The 17,335-nt window shown below is 59.9% G+C and carries 18 protein-coding genes; 5 read left to right on the forward strand and 13 right to left on the reverse strand.

All coding sequences use genetic code 11. The annotated features are described in order from the left end of the window. Positions 1 to 5: 5 nt before the first annotated feature. The 12 genes from LC094_RS05280 to LC094_RS05335 form a co-directional block, all read right to left on the reverse strand. Positions 6 to 623 carry a TetR/AcrR family transcriptional regulator gene (locus LC094_RS05280; protein WP_226550708.1) on the reverse strand — a complete coding sequence of 206 codons (618 nt, stop codon included), beginning with the start codon at positions 621 to 623 and terminating at the stop codon, positions 6 to 8. A 6-nt stretch (positions 624 to 629) separates the two neighbouring features. Further along, positions 630 to 1,529, reverse strand: a complete 900-nt coding sequence (gene ppk2 / locus LC094_RS05285) for a polyphosphate kinase 2 (protein WP_226550709.1) — start codon at positions 1,527 to 1,529, stop codon at positions 630 to 632. Positions 1,530 to 1,576: 47 nt separating this feature from the next. Then, positions 1,577 to 2,488, reverse strand: coding sequence for an alpha/beta fold hydrolase (locus LC094_RS05290; RefSeq protein WP_226550710.1), 912 nt, complete (start codon positions 2,486 to 2,488; stop codon positions 1,577 to 1,579). A gap of 36 nt (positions 2,489 to 2,524) precedes the next feature. Further along, complete coding sequence (locus LC094_RS05295) at positions 2,525 to 3,448, reverse strand: homoserine O-succinyltransferase (RefSeq protein WP_226550711.1); 924 nt, start codon at positions 3,446 to 3,448, stop codon at positions 2,525 to 2,527. A 33-nt stretch (positions 3,449 to 3,481) separates the two neighbouring features. Continuing rightward, positions 3,482 to 4,369, reverse strand: coding sequence for an ATPase (locus LC094_RS05300; protein ID WP_226550712.1), 888 nt, complete (start codon positions 4,367 to 4,369; stop codon positions 3,482 to 3,484). A 68-nt stretch (positions 4,370 to 4,437) separates the two neighbouring features. After that, the gene (locus LC094_RS05305) at positions 4,438 to 5,355 is read right to left on the reverse strand and encodes a DMT family transporter (protein WP_226550713.1); all 918 of its coding nucleotides are present in this window, start codon (positions 5,353 to 5,355) and stop codon (positions 4,438 to 4,440) included. 160 nt (positions 5,356 to 5,515) lie between these two features. After that, the gene (locus LC094_RS05310; RefSeq protein WP_226550714.1) at positions 5,516 to 6,595 is read right to left on the reverse strand and encodes an OmpP1/FadL family transporter; all 1,080 of its coding nucleotides are present in this window, start codon (positions 6,593 to 6,595) and stop codon (positions 5,516 to 5,518) included. A 161-nt stretch (positions 6,596 to 6,756) separates the two neighbouring features. Continuing rightward, positions 6,757 to 7,656, reverse strand: coding sequence for a DMT family transporter (locus tag LC094_RS05315; RefSeq protein WP_226550715.1), 900 nt, complete (start codon positions 7,654 to 7,656; stop codon positions 6,757 to 6,759). 10 nt (positions 7,657 to 7,666) lie between these two features. Continuing rightward, positions 7,667 to 7,948 carry a putative quinol monooxygenase gene (locus LC094_RS05320; RefSeq protein WP_226550717.1) on the reverse strand — a complete coding sequence of 94 codons (282 nt, stop codon included), beginning with the start codon at positions 7,946 to 7,948 and terminating at the stop codon, positions 7,667 to 7,669. 52 nt (positions 7,949 to 8,000) lie between these two features. Then, positions 8,001 to 8,972: a glycosyltransferase family 8 protein gene (locus tag LC094_RS05325; protein ID WP_226550718.1), complete on the reverse strand. Its 972-nt coding sequence runs from the start codon at positions 8,970 to 8,972 to the stop codon at positions 8,001 to 8,003. 66 nt (positions 8,973 to 9,038) lie between these two features. Next, positions 9,039 to 10,610 carry a glutamine-hydrolyzing GMP synthase gene (guaA, locus tag LC094_RS05330; protein ID WP_226550719.1) on the reverse strand — a complete coding sequence of 524 codons (1,572 nt, stop codon included), beginning with the start codon at positions 10,608 to 10,610 and terminating at the stop codon, positions 9,039 to 9,041. Between the two features lie 151 nt (positions 10,611 to 10,761). Continuing rightward, positions 10,762 to 11,055, reverse strand: a complete 294-nt coding sequence (locus LC094_RS05335; RefSeq protein ID WP_226550720.1) for a DUF6477 family protein — start codon at positions 11,053 to 11,055, stop codon at positions 10,762 to 10,764. Positions 11,056 to 11,405: 350 nt separating this feature from the next. Between LC094_RS05335 and LC094_RS05340 the strand changes: the two genes are divergently transcribed. The 3 genes from LC094_RS05340 (at position 11,406) to LC094_RS05350 (ending at position 14,314) form a co-directional block, all read left to right on the forward strand. Further along, complete coding sequence (locus LC094_RS05340; protein WP_226550721.1) at positions 11,406 to 12,554, forward strand: DUF6456 domain-containing protein; 1,149 nt, start codon at positions 11,406 to 11,408, stop codon at positions 12,552 to 12,554. Positions 12,555 to 12,682: 128 nt separating this feature from the next. After that, entirely contained in the window at positions 12,683 to 13,606 is a 924-nt protein-coding gene (locus tag LC094_RS05345; RefSeq protein ID WP_226550722.1) for a hydrogen peroxide-inducible genes activator, read from the forward strand. Positions 13,607 to 13,645: 39 nt separating this feature from the next. Beyond that, positions 13,646 to 14,314: a hypothetical protein gene (locus tag LC094_RS05350; RefSeq protein ID WP_226550723.1), complete on the forward strand. Its 669-nt coding sequence runs from the start codon at positions 13,646 to 13,648 to the stop codon at positions 14,312 to 14,314. A 126-nt stretch (positions 14,315 to 14,440) separates the two neighbouring features. On the opposite strand, the gene LC094_RS05355 is transcribed toward LC094_RS05350, so the two are convergent. Further along, the gene (locus LC094_RS05355; protein WP_226551000.1) at positions 14,441 to 14,989 is read right to left on the reverse strand and encodes a peroxiredoxin; all 549 of its coding nucleotides are present in this window, start codon (positions 14,987 to 14,989) and stop codon (positions 14,441 to 14,443) included. Between the two features lie 208 nt (positions 14,990 to 15,197). Between LC094_RS05355 and lipA the strand changes: the two genes are divergently transcribed. Further along, positions 15,198 to 16,148 (forward strand): lipoyl synthase, encoded by a 951-nt coding sequence (lipA, locus tag LC094_RS05360; protein ID WP_226550724.1) that lies wholly within the window; start codon positions 15,198 to 15,200, stop codon positions 16,146 to 16,148. Then, entirely contained in the window at positions 16,149 to 17,261 is a 1,113-nt protein-coding gene (locus tag LC094_RS05365) for a THUMP domain-containing class I SAM-dependent RNA methyltransferase (protein WP_226550726.1), read from the forward strand. Positions 17,262 to 17,335 lie beyond the last annotated feature (74 nt).

The following is a 17,335-nucleotide window of genomic DNA, read 5'->3' on the forward strand; positions in this document are numbered from 1 at the left end:
TCTCCTCATTTGTCTTGAGGGATCAACCCCAATCCGCGCAAGTATATGCCGATTCCGGTTTCCAAAAGGTCTTCGGGCGGGAAAGGCACCCGCGCGCCGGGTGTGCCACGGGCGAACAGTTCGACCACGCCATGCGCCATGGCCCAGACATGCGCCGCGAACATCTGGGGCGGGGGGCGTTTGCCCTCCGGAATTTGTTCCGACAATTGCGTCGCGGCGCGTTCCAACACGCCCAAGGCACGCTCGGCCACGGCGAAAAGCTCGGGCGAGCGCTGCATCGAGATGCCGCTTTCGAACATGGCGATGTAATGGCCGGGGTAGCGGCGGGCAAAGGCCAGATAGGCGCGGCCCACCGCCTCAAAGGACGCCAGCGCCGAGGGCTGGCCGGTGTCATAGGCATAGTCGAGAAGATCGGCGAAGACCTCAAAGCCTTGCCGGGCGATCTCGGCGATCAGGTCCTCGCGGCCTTCGAAATGGCGGTACACGGCGGCGGGGGTGACGCCTGCGGTTTTGGCGGCCTCGGAAAGGGTAAAGCCCGTCGGGCCCTTTTCCTCGATCAGCTGCAAAGCCGCCTCGATCAGCGCCTGCCGCAGATTGCCGTGATGATAGCCGCGCTTGCTCATTCCGGCTTACTCATCCTCGTCGCCGGTGATCAACAGGCTCGGCCCATCGACAATCTTGTCGTCGATCTCGCCGATGTTGTCCGCGTTTTTGCCCTTATAGTCGATCTGACAGAGCACCGAGCGAATGGCATTGAGCCGCGCGCGATATTTGTCGTCCGAGCGGATCACGGTCCAGGGCGCATCTTTGGAATGGCTGCGCTCCATGGTCTCGGAGATCGCCGCCGTGTAATCGTCCCAGCGTTTGAGCCCCTCGACATCGATGGAGGAGAGTTTCCACTGTTTCAGCACATCCTGTTCGCGGGCCAGAAAGCGTTTGAGCTGTTCCGCGCGACCGACGTTGAGCCAGATTTTGAAAAGCTGAATGCCCTCGGAGACCAGCATGTCCTCGAACTCAGGCAGCTGGTGAAAGAATTTTTCGCGGTCCTTGTCGGAGCAAAAGCCAAAGACCTTTTCCACCACGCCCCGGTTGTACCAGGATCGGTCGAAGAGCACGATTTCGCCTTTGGTCGGCAGGTGGTCGATGTAGCGCTGGAAATACCATTGCCCGGCCTCACGCTCGGTCGGTTTCGACAGCGCCACAACGCGGGCGGAGCGCGGGTTCAGGTTTTCGCGGAACCGTTTGATCGTGCCGCCTTTGCCCGCCGCATCACGGCCCTCGAACACGACAACGATGCGCTTGCCGGTCTCGCGCACATCGGCGAGCATCTTGACCAGCTCGCGCTGCAACAGCTTGATTTCATCCTCATAGTCGGACTTTTTCATCCATGCGTCATAGGGGAAGGAGGGCGACAGGATCTCTTTCTTGCCGCCGTCTTCGACCGCTTTGCGGATGGATTTCGGCGCGTCTTTTTCGAAATAGCGAGAGATGGCGCCGTCAAAAGGCAGGTTTGAGGATTTATCGGTCATGGCGCATCGCTTTTTCCGTGTTAATCACCTTAACACTATGGGGTTTTTCAGGCCGGGTTGCAATGTGCACCGCCGACGGATGTGGCGCGAGACCTGGCGCGTCTCACAGCCTCGACCACAGCCTCCGTCGCAACGTGATGCGGCATATGGCCGATGCCGTCCAGCCGCGTGAGCACATTGGAGGCCACTTTGGCGTCAAAGGGCAGGGCGTGGATGTGGTCGGGGACGATGACATCCGCCGTGCCATGCAGGCTTTCAATCGGCAGGGTTAGCCCCGCGTAGCGCGGCACCATGGCGGCCATTTCGGCCTTCAAGGCAATGCGTTGGCGGGCGTTCTGACGGTGACGCGGCGGGTGGATCGAATTGCGGGGCTGGAAATGGTCGGCGTAGCCCTCGGGGACGTCCTGAGGCGCGAAAACCTCAGCCAATTGTTTGGCGATGAGCCACTGCGGCGTCAGCGCATGGATCAGCTCGGAGGCCCACCAGCCGAGGACAGGTTCGGCAAGCGTCCGGTGCAACAGCGGGTGGCCGGCCTCCCAGTCATGGGACGGCGAAGAGATCAGAACCAAAGCCGCCAGATCGTCGGATTGCAGCGCCCATTCAAGCGCCACAGCACCGCCGTAGGATTGACCTAAGACGATTGCGTTGCGGCTATCGAGGGTCTGGATCGCGTCGCGCAGGACGCGGGCTTGGGCGGCGAGGCTTTCGTCTTTCATCCGGGGGCTGTGGCCAAAGCCGGGGCGGTCGACGACATAGACACAAAATTCTTGCGCCAGAGCGGGCGCGAGGCGGAAACTCATGTCATAGGTCGAGCCAGACGCGCCGTGGATCAGAACCACGGGCGGGGCGACGGTCTCGCCATAGGTCTCGACATGGATCACTGCGCCGGAGCTGTTGTTCACCAAATCGCCCCGGCGTCGTGTCTTGATGGCGCGCAGAGGGCCGCGCCGCGCAGGCATCCCAAAGAGGTCTCCAGCCGGTCGCGGTGCCACCGATCAGCCCCCGATGTCTTCCAGACGATAGGGCGTGTCCTGATAGATCGCGTTGATCCAGTTGCCGTAGAGCAGATGCGCGTGGCTGCGCCAGCGGTTCATCGGGCGCAGCGACGGGTTGTCATCCGGGAAATAGTGTTTCGGCAGGATGATCTCTTTGCCCGCATCCACATCCCTTTGATATTCCTCGAACAAAGTGCCCGTGTCATATTCGAAATGGTTGAAGATATAGAGCGCGCGATGCTCAGGGTCCTGCACCAGACAGGGGCCGGTTTCATCCGACCCCAAGAGCGGCACAAGACCCGGCACGGCGTCGATTTCGGATTGGCGCATCTCTGTCCAGCGGCTCACGGGGATGTAGCACAGGTCAGAGAAGCCGCGCAGATAGGGCGAGCTGGGGGCCAGGTTTTCCTGTTGGAACAGACCGAAGGCCTTATGGTCCAGATCGTATTTCTTCACGCCGTGGAAATAGTTGATCATCGCCATCCCACCCCAGCAGACGCCGAAGGTGGAAAACACATGGCTCTGGGTCCACTCAAACACCTCTTTGAGCTCTTCCCAATAGGTGACCGCCTCAAAAGGCAGGTGCTCGATCGGGGCGCCGGTGATGATCAACCCGTCGAATTTCTCGCCGGAGGCTTTGACCTCGGAAAACGGCCGGTAGAATTGCTCCATATGCTCGGCGGCGGTGTTTTTGGTCTGGTGCTCGCTCATGCGGATCAGCTGAAAGTCGATCTGCAAGGGCGTCGCGCCGATCAGACGGGCGAATTGGTTCTCCGTCTGGATTTTCTTCGGCATCAGATTGAGCAGAGCGATGCGGAGTGGTCGGATTTCCTGCGACTTTGCCCGGCCTTCGCCCATGACCATGACGCCCTCGGCGGAGAGCACGTCATAGGCGGGAAGGTTTTCGGGCAAGGTGATGGGCATTTCAGGATATCCTTTTAAGGGCAGGAAGGTAATTTAGGCTTGGGCCGCGCGTTTATCAAGCGCACGTTTTTCAAGTGCGGTGGCGATGAGGGCAGAGAAGTCGTCGGGGCCGGTGATGCGTTTGACGTCTTCGTAATCGAGCGTGATGCCCCAGTTTTTCGCCATCGCCTCGTAACGCGGCTGGCGGTGGTTGAGGGCGCGGGCGTAGGTGTAGCGGATGAAATCGTCGGGGTTGACCTGATCCTCTGTGAGGCCTTTTTCCGAGAGATATTCCGCCCAGATCGCGCTCAGGAATTCGGGCTGATAGGCCATCGGTTTCGGCGCCTTGTCAAAGCGGCGGATCAGCTCTTCTGTGTGGGCCTCTGAGCCTTTGAGCCACACGAGAAGCGCGTTTTGAGAGAGCGCGCTCAGGATCGGGTCATTGGCGTCCTCGGGATCGACCCATTCACAAATCGAGCCCCCGGTGTCGCAGACGAAATGCGGGTAGTCATAGAGCGTCTGGGCGCGGGTGATGAAATGGCTGGTGTCCATCAGAGCGGCTCTTTCAGCCTCTTCGAACAGGCTCTGACGGCGCTGGAACTCTGCGATTGGGATGCCGCCCTGCGCCTCTGATCCGGGTTTGCCGAGGAAATAGGAAACAGGCGCGAGGTTGTCGAAGGTGATGTTCGACTTGATATAGATGCTGTCCGACAGGAATTGTTCGCGCAGGAACGGCTCGCGCATGGCGACTTTTTTCAGATTGTCGTCAATGGCTTCGCCCAGATACCGCGTGCCGATGCGGTAGTCGATGGAGTAGTGATACCACGCGCCCGTGTCGCGCAGCATGTTGGAGATCACGGTTTTTCCGAGACCCGACATGCCGAAAAGGATGAGGCGTTTGTGAGCCGCGCCCTGCCACTCTGCCGCTGTGTCGTAATGCATCTGTCTGTTCCTGTTGGTCTCGCCCTGTCGGTCGCGGTGGTGCCATGCCGCGCGCGGCCTCGCAAGTGTTATGCGGGGTTTTGGCGTCTCAGACGCGTCAAAACCCGGCCGTCGATGACCAAAAGCCCCAAAGCGATGAGGCCAAAGCCCAAATAGGCCTGAAGCGAGAGGCTTTCCCCCAGCACGAGCGCGCCCAAGGCGATGGAGACCGGGGCGACGATGAGCGTCGTGAGCGAGGTGTTCCCGGCGCCCGCGAGTTGGATCACCTTGTAATAGATGATGTAGGGCAGGCTGGTGGCGAGGATCGAGAGATAGAATAGCGCGCCCCATGTCTCGGGGCGAAGTGTGACCGGGGGCAGGCCAGAGATCAGGAAGGCTGCGGGCAGGGCAAAGAGCGCCGCCCCCGTGAGCATACCGGCGGCGGCAACTTCGGGGCGCAGATCGGACAGCATGATGCGCCCGACGCAGTTCGACAGCCCGTAACACATGGTCGCCCCGATCATTGCCAGTTGGCCCAAAGAGGTGAGGTCAAAGGACCCAAGTGCCTCGACGCCGATGATGGTCACGATGCCCATGACGCCCAAGAGCACGCCGGTGCCCTTGCGCAGGCCCAGCTTTTCATCGGCAAAGATGAGTGCGGCGAACAAGACGCCGAAAATGGCGGTGGAGGCATTCAGGATGCCCGCGAGGCCTGAGGGGATGTGATGCTGCGCCCATGAAATCAACAGGAAAGGCACGGCGGAGGTCAGGCAGCCAACAAGGATGAAACGCCAGAGGTAGCGGGAGAAGGCGGGGAGGGGGAAACCTTTGATCAGCACATAGGCCCACAGCACCAGCGCGGCGATGGAAACGCGGCCCGCGACGATCCAGAGCACCGGAAGTTCGCGGATCAGGATGGCGACCGAGAGAAAGGAACAGCCCCAAAGACCGCCCATGGCGAAGAGCCCGGCCCAGGCGGCGGGGGGGATGGTTTTTTGTGGCGCCATGCGGGTGGGTCCTTTTGTCTTTTGGGACAAGGTCGCGTGCATCGGCACAGGTGGCAAACCGGAAATTGTGCAAAAGCCCATCACGGTTTCTGATGAACGTCTTTGGCAGGAAAAAAGGCCCCGCGAGATGCGAGGCCTTTCAAATGCGTATCCGGTCGGATCAGAAATGATGCGACAGTTTCAGGCCGACACCGATGGCGGTGTTGTCTTCGAATTCGGAGAGGATCGAGGTCGATGCATCGCCGAGCCAGACATAGGAGACACCGCCGGAAATCGCGGTTTGTTCGGTGATCTGGTACTTCGCACCGACCGTCAGAGAGGTATAGCCATCGCGCGGCGACAGGTTGCCGGAGAGGCCACCGGTGCCATCTTCATAGCCGATCGCAACAGAGCCGGACCATTTGTCGTTGAAACGACGCCCGATGCCGAGGCTGTAGGAGGTGGTGTCGCCGTTGTGATCGACGAGAATACCGCCACCGGTCAGGGCGTTGTAGTCGTTCGGGTCGATCACGGTTTCGGTCCATTCCGCCCAACGCGCGGAGAACATCAACAGCGTGTCGGCGGCAATCCCGGTCTGGAAGTCGAAGTTCACAGATTTCGGCATCACGACCTCCATCTGCGAGACATTCGTGCCAAGCGGGATAGAGCTTTCCGTCACATCGAAGTCGATGGTCGTTTCTGAGTGGTAGGTCAAAGAGGCCCGAAGCGCGATGTCCGGAATCTCATAGGCCACACCCGCAAGCCAAGACCAATCGTTCTCGTCCGAGGTTTCCATGCTGTAGGTCAGGAACGGCAGCGACACTTCGCCGGAAGAGGACAGGTTGCGCACACCGCCATGAACGGAGAAGCCGTTGCCAAGTTTGTAGCGCAGGATGGCTGTCACACCGACCGTATCGACAGTGGCCGTGGAGTTTTCCAGCAAGTAGCCTGCTTCGGCATCGCCATAATCCACATCGGCGCCATAGGGCTGGTCGATGATGATGGCCATGGAGAGCGCGTCTGTCAGATCGCGTTTGTAGGCGCCGGACAGCTGGGTGTAGGACGGGGCCATATCGCCCGAATAGCCGTAGACGGGCGAGGTGCCGGTGACATCCGGGCTGATGGACCCAAAGCTCAGTTCGACATAGGTGCCTGTCTCGAAAATCGGTGCAATGGATTGACCGGAACGGTCCATGCCGCCTGCGAATGCACCCGTTGAGCCGACCGCGAGTGAAGCGGCCAGAAGTGTTGTTGTTTTCATGATCTCCATCCCTGACGAGCACCGAGGCTCGCTTCGATCTAAGTTGTTCGTGTTGAGCGACTTTCCGCTCTTATTGTTCACTCAGCCTAAGCTGCGACAAAATTTCAAGCAATTCTGACGCCACGTCATGATGAAAACGGGGTGATCATGGTTTTTGTGCATCAACTTGGGGTGGAGTGGGCCGAAATTCGACGGTTCTCGGCCAAGATGTTGATGTAATTGGCGGAAAAGATGATCGCAGCGCCCAGAAACACCAGAGCATCGAGGCCTTCGCCGTAGAACATCATGCCGATGACGGCAATGATCGGCAGGCGCAGGAAGTCGATCGGCGTGACGATGGAGGCGGGCGCCAGAGACAGTGCCGTGGTCAGGCAGAAATGCGCACCGAGGCCAGAGACGGCCACCACGGTGACCCAGGGTAGATCGATCAAGCGGGGTAGGGCCATGTCGCCGTCGGCCAGCGCGCAGACGAGACCAAAGCCGAGCTGAAGCGTGACCATCCAGAACATGATGCCCAGAATTGTGACATGGGCTGTGAGCGTCAGCCGCTTGGTGAACAGAGCTGAGGCGGCAAACCCGAGGGCACAGGCCATGGCGGCAAAGATGCCGATGGACAGGCCATCAGCGCCAAAGGGCCGCGCGACGATCAGGATGCCTGCGAAGCCCATTAAGGAGGTGAACGCGCGGGTGGGCGTCATCTTTTCGCCCAAAAAAATCGTGGCGCCGAGACCCACAAGGATCGGGTAGGAGAATTCGAGCGCGAACAGCTGTGCCATCGGGATCAGGGTGAGGGCATAGAGCCAGAGGTTCTGGCCTGCGAAATGGCCGAGGTTGCGCCCGACATGCAAAGGCATGGCGGAGGGGCGGCACTCGCGCAGGCGGCCTTGGGTGACGGCGATGGTCAAGACGATCACGAGGCCGATCAGGGAGCGGTAGCCCAGAATTTCAAAGGTGTCGAGATGGCCGGCGAGCTGGCGCCCGGCCACGGCCATGGAGGAAAATCCCAAAAGCGCGCCGCTCATCCAGAGTGCGGCTTTGATCGGCTGACTTTGCATACTCATTTAAAGGAACTCATGCGGCGCTTTTTTTGAAATTGCGCGCCATATGATGGGTGACGCGCCACCAGTCGGAGCTTTGCGTGCGGTCCTGATGCGCCTCGAAGGCGCGGGCGTCGCGGAACACTTCGGTGAGGTGAAACTCAGTGGGGCGCACCTCATCCTGCCAGAGATCGAATTGCAGACATCCGGGTTCGGCGCGCGACAGGCGGATGTGCTCGGGCAAAAGCGCCAAAACGTGATCCACCTCATCGGGCGCGCAGGTCATCGTGCCGGTCAATAGCACTTTTCCAGCCATTCGGTTCTCCTCCCAGAGCTCGGTGTCGGAGCTTTACGGCCGCCCCCCTGCCTCATCCCGCGAGAGGGTCGTTGCAAAGCGTCAGGATGTCCATCCCTGTTTCGTCGGAAAGCTGCGCAGCCTCCTTGCGCCAATGCATATGGGCCTGACGTTGAAATTCGGTCATGGCCTGGGCGTCTTCAGGCTCGCGCCATGGCTTTTTATGGGATGCGAAATGAAGGATGCCGGGATGTGCAAAGGCCTCACGGTATTCGGCACGTATGCGGCGCGGCACATACTGTCTCTGTATCCTGCGATCTGCAATCAAAAGGTGTTGCAGGTTCCAGCGGATCGGCAAGGGGGCGATTTGACCGGCGAACAGAAAATTGAACCAGTCCTGATCATTCATGGGCCAGTTTTTTTCCGCTTTGGTTTTGAGACAGGCCTCAAGATCGCAGAGGCGCTCCGCTTTGCCCTGCGCGTGCAGTTTGGGCATGTCGATCAAAGTTATGCCGGAATTGACGTAGCCCGAAATAGGAATGTCCCGTTTCGTTGCATGAAGAAAAGCGTTGATCTTTTCACATTTCTTTTTCCAGATCAGAGGAAAGCGCTGGTAGAACTGAAGCTTGTAGTAGAGCCAGTGATAATCATAATCCGGCGCGGCTGCTATGGCATGATCGCCTAAGGGCGTGTCATAGGCCTGAGCGGCGTCATCCACGACCAAAGTGTCCCCGTCGATCACAAGGCTTTTGCGCGGCAGGATGTCGTAGAGATACAATTGCCAGAAGTTCTGAATGGGAGCTTTGTGCGCCCAAGGGTGATCCGTCCCGGGCAGGTCCGGGTTTTCGACCAGTGTGATCCGGGCGTCGGGGTGGCGCTGTTTCAGGTGGTCGAGCGCCAGATGAAATGCAGGAAGGGCCCGGTCGGTCAGGAGCAGAACCTCGCAGGCCCCGCGGCTCTGACGCAGAAGGGACGAGAGCGAAACAAGCGTCGGAAAGGTGTAGCCTGCGTTGAAAACGTAGGAAAAATGCGCGTTGTGAGCCATGAAATATGGGGTGCTTTCAAGACGACATGCCCCAGAAGGGGCATGTGTTGTGTTTCGGGATCTGCGTTATTCCAGCTCGATCGTTCCCGGCGGCTTCGAGGTGCAGTCGTAGAACACTCGGTTCACGCCTTTGACCTCGTTGATGATCCGGGTGGAGGTTTCACCGAGGAACTCATGGCTGAACGGGTAATAGTCCGCAGTCATGCCATCGACCGAGGTCACGGCGCGCAGCGCCAGCGCATAGTCATAGGTGCGTCCGTCGCCCATCACGCCCACCGTGCGCATCGGCAGGATGGCCGCGAAGGCCTGCCAAATCTCGTCGTAGAGGCCGTGTTTGCGAATCTGGTCGATGTAGACGGCGTCGGCCTTGCGCAGAATCTCAAGTTTGTCGCGGGTGATCTCGCCGGGGCAGCGGATCGCGAGACCCGGTCCGGGGAAGGGGTGGCGACCGATGAAGGACGCCGGCAGGCCCAGCTCATGACCGAGTGCCCGCACTTCGTCTTTGAACAGCTCGCGCAGCGGCTCCACGAGTTTGAGACCCATTTTCTCGGGCAGGCCACCGACGTTGTGGTGCGATTTGATCGTCACCGAGGGGCCGCCGGAGAAGGACACGCTCTCGATCACGTCCGGGTACAGCGTGCCTTGGGCGAGGAATTCTGCGCCTTCGATCTGGTCGGCGTATTTCTGGAACACGTCGATGAACAGCTTGCCGATGGTTTTGCGTTTGACCTCCGGGTCAGACACACCTTCGAGCGCGCCGAGGAACAACTCGCTCTCATCCGCGTGGATGAGGTTCAGGTTGTAGTTGTCACGGAACATCGAGACGACCTGTTCGGCCTCGTTGAGGCGCAACAACCCGTGGTCCACGAAGACACAGGTCAGCTGGTCGCCGATGGCTTCGTGCAACAGGATGCCGGTCACGGAACTGTCGACGCCGCCGGACAGGGCACAGATGACCTTTTTGTCGCCAACCTGTTCGCGGATTTTTGCGATCATCTCTTCGCGGTAGGCGCCCATGGTCCAGTCGCCTTTGAAGCCTGCGATTTTCACGAAGTTCTCATAAAGCGTCGCACCATTCGGCGTGTGGTGCACTTCGGGGTGGAATTGCACTGCGTAGAAGCGACGCTCGATGTCGGCGGTCATCGCAAAAGGCGCGCCCGGCGAGGTGCCGTAAACATCAAAGCCCGGCGCAATCTCGGCGACGTGGTCGCCGTGGGACATCCAAACCTGTTCGCGGCCGGAGGCGTCCAAGAACCAGCCGTTGAAGAAATCGGTGCTTTTGTCGGTCGGCGTCACATAGGCGCGACCGAATTCGGCGGTGGCATGTTCGCCCGCTTCAACACGACCGCCCAGATCGTGCATCATCACCTGCTGGCCATAGCAGATGCCAAGAATCGGCACGCCCATTTCATAGGCCGCTTTCGGCGGACGGGGGCTACCCTCGCGCATCACCGAATCCGGGCCGCCGGAAAAGATGATCGCTTTCGGATCGAACTCTTTCAGGCTTGCGTCGGTGACGTTCTGATAGGGGTGGATTTCGCAATAGACATTCAACTCGCGCAGACGCCGCGCGATGAGCTGCGTCACCTGAGAGCCGAAGTCGATGATGAGGAGGCGGTCATGGGATGTCTGGGTCATGACTTGCCTTTATGCGCGCGCGGGCCTTGAGGCAAGATGGATTCCCGCCTCGCTTTCGCTGTTGCGGGGTTTGGCGCACAAAAAGGCATGAAAAAGTCCCCGGGGCCGCCTTTTTGAAGGGGCGCCGGGGGCGTGGGAGAATGCTTTGGGGTCAGGCGGCGTGTTGTTCGCTTGGGAGCAGGCGCGCCTCGCCCATCAGGGCGATCAAAAGCTCCACATGGCGTTTCACGCTATAGGTCGCGTCACCCGCGCGGCGGGTCTCCTCGATCTTGGCCTCTTCCTCGATCAGCGCGGAGAGGGCGCGGCTGGGCGAGGGGGCGGTGCTGGTGCGCATCACGCGCTTGAGGTCACGATTGCGGTTGTAGTCGTTCAGGCCAAAGCGCGCGGCCCGGATCAAGAGACGGGGGCGACGCAGGGCGTTGAGCAGGGTCGTGACATCATTCATGAGTTTTATCTCCTGTTGTGGTGTGTCGTCACGATGACGACGCATTGATGACACATTTGCACAACCTTAGCGTGTGTTGCGCATTGTTTCCGAAATGCGAACGGTCCTTTCCTCAAGTGTTTAGAAATAGGAAACAATACTGGATGAACGAGGTCATAATTAACCTTTGGGTAACCAATACAACCCATGGTTGAGGCAAGATTCGGGATAAATTTGGGGATAAAGCGTGGAAAAACGGTGGATAATTTGCTGACCCGCCAAAACGTCTGCCCCAAGTCTTAACCGTATCACTAATGGAAACAATTAACAGAACTGCCGGGGGAAAGATGCTGGAATCAGGGAAGCCGACGATGAACCAAGGGAGTGCACGAGGGGGGTGCCTGCCGAAATGGGTGCCTCAGGAAGCCAAACGTTATCTTGCGCATACGGAAAGCGGAGACACGATCCGGGAGCTGGCGCGACAGGGGGGCTGTGCGCCCTCCACGGTGATGCGACAGGTCCGTAAACTCGAGCAAAAGCGTGACGATCCACTGATCGACGAAGCGCTGGCCTCGCTCAGTCGTCTGGCCCCGAAAGATGCCGATCCCCAGCCCCCCCTCAGCGCGCTGCCCAAAGCCAAGGACATGGACACGATGACAGACAATAGCCCGTTCGACGACCCCATGGGGTCCACCCCGCCGGATGACGCGACGATCAATCGCGAAGCGCGCCGCATCTTGCGCCGCCTGTCCGAACCGGGGGCTTGTCTGGCGGTGGCGAAGGATATGGAAAAGGCCGTCGTGGTGCGTGATCTGCCAGACGGGCGCACCACGCGCACTGCCGTGCTCGACCGTCCGATTGCCCAGGCGATGGCGCTCAAGGATTGGATCACCGCGAACGCCAAGGGCAAGATCACGCGCTATACGATCACCTCCGCGGGCCGCGCCGCGCTGCGCCGGTTTCTGGCCGAAGACGAATCCGCCCGTGCAGGGTTTGCTGAGGCCCCGGCACGCTTTGGCGAGATGGACCCGGACTATGATTTCCGGGCTGAGTTCGATCAGGGCGAGAGCCGCAACAAGCGCATTCGTTACAACACGGCGGAAAGCCCGGTCATGGTGCTGGCGCGCCGTCGCGACAAAGAGGGCGAAGCCTTTCTTTCCCCGGAACTCGTGGGGGCTGCGGAGCGTCTGCGCGAGGATTTCGAGCTGGCTCAGATGGGGGCGGGCAAGGAGCAGAATTGGGACCTCTACCTGACGGCGGGGGCGCAAAAGGATGTCGCGGGCAACGTCAACGGCTTTGGCCCCGATGCGGCGCGGGCGCGCGTCGGCGCGGCACTTTTGGACCTCGGGCCGGGTCTGGGCGATGTGGCGCTGCGCTGCTGTTGCTATCTTGAAGGCATGGAGCAGGCCGAGAAACGCATGGGCTGGTCGGCGCGCTCCGGCAAGATCGTGCTGCGGATCGCGTTGCAGCGGTTGAAAAAGCACTACGATGAGGCGGGGTATAGCAATCTGATTGGGTGAAATCCGGTCCTGGGCACAGCCCCGGATGAGCGCGGGGCAGGCCGAGTTAAGAGCATCCGCGTTATTGCAATAAGTTGTCACGCGGCCCTCGTTTGATTAGATAAACTAATCAAACGAGGGCATCTCCCATGCTTACACTCCGACAAATGACCTATTTCGTGGCTCTGGCCGAGCGGCGCAGCTTTTCGGCGGCGGCTGAGGCCGTGCATGTCACGCAGCCCGCTTTGTCCCAGCAAATCAAGGAGATGGAGGCCTCGTTGGGGACGCAGCTCGTTGAGCGTCTCCCGCGTGACATTCGGCTGACCCGCGCGGGACAGGTGGTGCTCGAGCGTTGTCACGAAATTCTGGCCCTGACCCGCAATCTCGAGGCCGAGATTCGCCTGTCCAAAGGCCTCACCGGGCGGCTGACCCTTGGTGTCATCCCGACCATCGCCCCCTATCTCTTGCCGCGCGCGCTGACACGGATCAAGGCGGCGGCATTGGATCTCGACATGCGGGTGCGCGAAGCACAGACGGCGGAGCTGATCGCCATGGTGGCGGCGGGGCAACTCGACGCGGCGGTGATCGCGTTGCCCTATGACACGCTGGGGCTGATGGCGGAGCCGTTGTTCACGGATCGTTTCTTGCTCGCCGGGTCGCAAGCGCGGATCGAGGCGCTCACAGCGCAAAGCGCCCCGCGCCCAACCGATCTATCCCCAGATACGCTTTTGTTGCTCGATGAGGGCCATTGTCTGGCCGATCAGGCGCTCGATGTCTGCGGTCTCAAACGCACCCGCCAGACAGTGGACCTCGGCGCCTCGTCCTTGGCCACGCTTTGCGGGTTGGTGGCGCAGGGCTTTGGGCTGACTTTTTTGCCGGAGATCGCGCTCTGTTCCGAAATGGCAGCGAGCCCCGATATGGCCGTGCGGCGTTTTCCCGATCCGCAACCCGAACGCACCGTGGCGCTGGTGCGGCGGCACTCGACGGAGGTGAAAGAATGGTTCACGGAATTGGCCGCGCTGTTGAAAGATGCGGGTGAAGAATTGCTTTGCGAGGCACGTGTTCGCGCCTAAATTTGTCTCCCAATAAACCACTCAGCCCGTTGAACAAAAATGTCTTATAAAAAGAAATCTCGTCGGCAACGATCTCGTTCGACGTCTGGACGTGCGCAGCCGGCGGATTTGTCCTTTGAACTTCATCTCAGACACAAACGAAGCGTGCCGCGTATGCTGTGCGGGGCTGTTTTGATCTGGGTCGATCTGAAAGGCGTGCTGGGATTGATTGCGATACAGCCTTTCTGGGGGCTGTTTCTGTTTGTGGGCATCCTGGTGGTTGCTGGTGGTTTGATTTTACCCGGCCTGATGCGGCGACCCGCCGTGGACATCCAAAATGGTCACGTGCGGTTCAAGACATTGCTAAGAACATATGAGTTTGATGCCGGAAGACCCCCGGCGTTTTTCTATCCGCTGACGGTTTATTTTTACACAGTCCTGATGATGAAGGTGCGCAAGGGCAACGGGTACAAAGGCTTTGCCGTGCAGATCCACAACATGCGCCATTTGAATGGGGATAAACCAGACCCTGAGGCACTTCAAATGGACATGATGGGGGTCAAAAGGCTGGATGAAGATGACCGGGAGATGTTTGCTTATGCGGAGCGATACCGAGGGTTCATCGGTTCGATCCGTGCGATGGGCTGGGCGTTTTGGCTGATCCTGATCATGGCGATTGCTGCGCTCATCTTGCGGGAGTTGGGGGTGGGGGGAGGTCTTCGGTTTTGATTTGAGCCATGCGTCTCCGGCATTCCCGGTATGCGACGGTACTCTGAAATCTCAGAATGCCGCAGATGCAAAAAGGCCCGCGAGGTTTCCCCGCGGGCCTTTCGTATCATCGGAGAGGCGGGCGTCTTACGCGACGGCTTCGGCCTCTTCGCCTTTGAGCCACTTGAGCACGTTTTCCGGGGAGGAAACGCCATAGGGGTCTTCGCCGTGGTTGTCGCACAGACCCGGCTCTTCGAACCAGGCTTCGACAACGCCGTTGTTGACGACGGCGGCGTAGCGCCAGGAGCGCAGGCCGAAGCCGAGGTTGTCCTTGCGCACCAACATGCCAACGCGGCGGGTGAATTCGCCGGAGCCGTCCGGGATCACGCCAACGTTCTCAAGCTCTTGAGATTGCGCCCATTTGTTCATGACAAAGCTGTCGTTGACGGACATGCAGTAGATCGCGTCGATGCCTTCGGCTTTGAAATCTGCAAAGCCTTTTTCAAAGCCCGGCAGCTGGTAGGTGGAGCAGGTGGGGGTGAAGGCGCCCGGCAGGGAGAACAGCACAACGCGCTTGCCTGCGAAGTAATCGGAGGTGGTTTTGTCTTCCCATGTGAACGGGTTCGGGCCACCGATGCTCTCGTCACGCACGCGGGTGTGGAAGGTCACTTCGGGGAGTTTGTAACCGGCTTTCATCATCTTGCTCCTTGGATCGCGCGCCCGGATCACGAAGGGGCGCTTCATTCTGTCGCGGACCTTTTAGAGCGATTCTAAAGCACGTATCAATGCACTTGCAGCGAAACCGGCCCCGCCCCGGAAATCTGCGGATTTCACGAGACATTTGCGGGCAGGTTGCCTATATCGTGATCCATACGGAAAAGCCCAAACGGAAAAGCATCCTGCCATGCGTGATCTCAAGATCCCCGACCAACGCCACCCCGAAAAGGCACATCGCCCCGACAACGCCCAGCCGAAGAAACCGGATTGGATCCGGGTCAAGGCCCCAACGTCCAAGGGCTATATGGACACGCATAAGATCATGCGTGAGCATAAATTGGTGACGGTGTGCGAAGAGGCGGGCTGTCCGAACGCGGGCGAATGCTGGTCGCAGGGCCACGCCACCATGATGATCATGGGCGAGATTTGTACCCGTGGCTGCACCTTCTGTAACGTCGCGACCGGGCGCCCCGATGAGCTCGATGTGTTCGAGCCGGGCCGCGTCGCCGATGCGGTTCAGAAACTGGGCCTCAAACACGTTGTGATCACCTCTGTGGACCGCGATGACCTCGAAGACGGCGGGGCTGAGCATTTCGCCATGACCATCCGCGCCATTCGCAAGCGCTCGCCCGAGACCACCATTGAAATCCTCACGCCGGACTTTCTGAAATGCGCCCCGTCAGCGTTGGAAACCGTGGTCGCGGCCAAGCCGGACGTGTTCAACCACAACCTCGAGACCGTGCCGGGCCTCTATCAGGAGGTGCGCCCCGGTGCGCGCTACTTCCACTCTCTGCGCCTGTTGCAGCGTGTGAAAGAGCTTGATCCGACCATGTTCACCAAATCCGGCATCATGGTGGGGCTGGGCGAAAAACGCCCCGAGGTGCTGCAAGTCATGGACGATATGCGCGCCGCCGACATTGATTTCATGACCATCGGGCAATATTTGCAGCCGACGCCGAAACATCACCGCGTCGCCGAATTTATCACCCCCGACGCGTTCAAAAGCTACGAGAAAGCCGCGATCAACAAAGGCTTTTTGATGGTCTCCGCCACGCCGCTGACGCGCTCGTCCTACCATGCCGGCGACGATTTCGCCCGTCTGCGGGAAAACCGTCTGGCAAAATTCGGGCAGGCCTAAGTGTCAGACACATTTGAAATTTTCCTCGGCACCCAGCCGGGGCTTGAGCCCTTTCTTCTCGCTGAGGCCGAAGAGGCCGGCTTCCCGTCGCCGGTCGCCGTCGGCGGTGGTGTGACCTTTGAAGGCACGTGGGAAGACGTCTGGCGCGCCAACCTGACCCTGCGCTGTGCGGCGCGCGTGCTGGCGCGGATCGGCAATTTCCGGGCGCTGCATCTGGCGCAGCTCGACAAACGCGCGCGCAAGTTCCCTTGGGGCGATGTGTTGCGCAAAGACGTGCCTTTCCGGGTCGAGGTTGTCACCGGCAAGCGCAACAAAATCTACCATGCGGGCGCCGCGCAGGAACGCATTGAACGTGCCATCACTGAGGAACTGGGCGCGCCTGTCTCGGCCGAGGCCGAGGTGGTCCTGAAGGTGCGGATCGAGGACGATATGGTCATCCTCTCCGTCGACACCTCCGGCGAAGCGCTGCACAAACGCGGGTTCAAGGCCGGTGTGGGCAAGGCCCCGATGCGCGAAACCATGGCGGCCTCTTTCCTGCGCGCTTGTGGCTTTAACGGCGCCGAGCCGGTACTCGACCCGATGTGCGGCTCCGGGACCTTCGTGATCGAGGCGGCGGAAATGGCGCGGGGGCTTTTGCCCGGCCGTGCGCGCTCCTTTGCCTTTGAACATCTGGTGGGCTTTGACCCCAAGCCTCTGCAAAATTTCAAAGACCAAGCCCCCAAATGGGATACGGATGTGCAGTTTTACGGCTCTGATCGCAATGTGAACGTTATTCGCATGGCGAACGACAATGCCGAACGTGCGGGCGTCGCCGATCTGTGCCAGTTCAAACCCGTCTCCGTCTCGGAAATCGAGCGCCCCGAAGGCGCGCCGGGTCTGGTGATCGTCAACCCGCCTTACGGCGCGCGGATTGGCAAAAAGAAAGACCTCTATGCGCTTTACGGTGCCTTTGGAGAGGTGATGCGCGCGCGGTTTTCCGGCTGGCGTGTCGGTATGATCACCTCGGATGCGCAGCTGGCCAATGCGACGGGTCTGCCCTGGCTGCCGACCGGCGCGCCGGTGGCGCATGGCGGTTTGAAGGTCACGCTGTTCCAGACAGCGGCTTTGCCCTGAGCGTCAACCACACGGCCGAGTCACGACCGCAAAGCCTGTGCAAAAATCGCCCTTCATGTGATCTCTCTCAAGGC

It is taken from the genome of Celeribacter naphthalenivorans (assembly GCF_020524585.1).
In the GTDB taxonomy this organism is placed as follows: Bacteria; Pseudomonadota; Alphaproteobacteria; order Rhodobacterales; family Rhodobacteraceae; genus Celeribacter; species Celeribacter naphthalenivorans.